The following is a 1,629-nucleotide window of genomic DNA, read 5'->3' on the forward strand; positions in this document are numbered from 1 at the left end:
ATCATATTCTATCCTATAACTACTTCCACCAATATCTTCATCACTTAGGTATTAAAACCTTCATCTTAGATATGCCGAGCCATATGCTTAAATGTTAATAATGAACTATAAAGATATATAAAAGTGAATTTATGTTGGGCTTTTTTATAAAATTTTAAATCTTTTCTTACTTTTTCAAATATTAAAAAATAGAAAAGGTTATAAAGAACCCTATATCAATTATTTATCCTTATAAAATAGATTATTTTTGATATCTAAAACTTCATCGGAATAAAGATAATATTTTCCTTTCTTAAAGACTACTTTTCCTAACTTTTCACCACTTTGAACTTTAAAGAAATATAGTTCGTTATTTTTCTCTTTCACTTTACATATATAAGATTTATCAACCTGAAAGCCAGCAATAGAATACTCACACTTTTTGGGTGTTAGCGTTAAAACCGATTCTATCGTCGCAACATTACCACCCGGCAACTCTTCTGAACTATAATAATGATAAGTACCATTCCACTTATCTGCATTTGCAAATGTGGTAACAGAAAGAGCCAGCAATAATAAACAAAATTTTTTCATTTAATTAATTTATAAATAATCAAGTCAAACTATTATAACCAAATTACAATACAATAAAATATTTTATTATCTAAGCTCTTCATTATTTTATAATTTTTTCAGTAGACTTAACAAATTTATTGTTATTTACTTTGTATACTTGTGAAGAATTTGCATAATAATTCTCAATTACATATTGGATACTATGCAAGCTTAAGCCTGATAAATATACAGAAATTAATTTTTCAAATTTAATCGTTTTATCATAATTAATCCCCCTTATACCAATCCCCTACTTTATAATAGCTCATACTAACTGAAGTATTATTTTTTAAATAATTATTTAATACAGATCTGGCTTCATCATATTCTCCATTTTTTGCACAACTCAAAGATACCTTAGAATTTTCTCCTTCTTTTTGGGGTGAGTTTACTTTTCTGAAATAAGAAAATGAACTTTTATCATTATATGCAATCCATATTTCATCTCTATCTTCCTTATAATATGCACGGTAAATATAATAATTGTTTTTATTATATGAAACTCTAAAACACTCACCTGTTGACATCCATTGATTATTATTCAGCTTTAATTTCAATTGATTTAATATTTTCAAGCGACCTTGGGTCGCACTACTCTTTCCATATTCCCAAATATTTTCACATTTCACCTCTCCCAAAACCTTGAGAGATGCAGCAGATTTTTCACTCCAATACTTCATACACTCGCTCGTACTTTCTGCATATAAGCTTATACTGTTTAATAGAATATATGTACCCATTAATATCTTTAATACTTTCATTATCAGTTTAGTCCTTGACTCTAAAGTTTACAAAATATGATTTTAAATCACTATCGATACCATCTTTAGAAAGAATATTATCCGACCTCAGTTTACTGATTCGAATTCCACTATCTTTTTTCTTTAATAAGAATTTTAATAGCTTGTTATATTGGGCTTTTCTAAAATCAAGTATCTATCAAAAAAAAATATTATCAAATATCAACTATCCAAGCCTTATTAGAAACTAATTTTCCATTTTGTACATTTAAAACAATATTATAAGCTGCAGCAC

The 1,629-nt window shown here is 26.7% G+C and carries 2 protein-coding genes; both read right to left on the reverse strand.

What is annotated here, in order from left to right; translation table 11 throughout:
• Nucleotides 1-219: 219 nt before the first annotated feature.
• The gene (locus tag ACH63V_RS18020) at nt 220-573 is read right to left on the reverse strand and encodes a DUF5991 domain-containing protein (RefSeq protein WP_396464314.1); all 354 of its coding nucleotides are present in this window, start codon (nt 571-573) and stop codon (nt 220-222) included.
• Between the two features lie 248 nt (nt 574-821).
• Nucleotides 822-1,355 carry a hypothetical protein gene (locus ACH63V_RS18025; protein WP_039245928.1) on the reverse strand — a complete coding sequence of 178 codons (534 nt, stop codon included), beginning with the start codon at nt 1,353-1,355 and terminating at the stop codon, nt 822-824.
• Nucleotides 1,356-1,629: the final 274 nt, after the last annotated feature.

Source organism: Acinetobacter sp. ABJ-A23_2 (assembly GCF_044538765.1).
Lineage (GTDB): Bacteria > Pseudomonadota > Gammaproteobacteria > Pseudomonadales > Moraxellaceae > Acinetobacter > Acinetobacter nosocomialis_A.

Bases quoted from the DNA above. Each gene is read 5' to 3' on its own strand.
- ACH63V_RS18025 (WP_039245928.1), bottom strand. From the start codon at position 1,355: ATGAAAGTATTAAAGATATTAATGGGTACATATATTCTATTAAACAGT.
- ACH63V_RS18020 (WP_396464314.1), bottom strand. From the start codon at position 573: ATGAAAAAATTTTGTTTATTATTGCTGGCTCTTTCTGTTACCACATTT.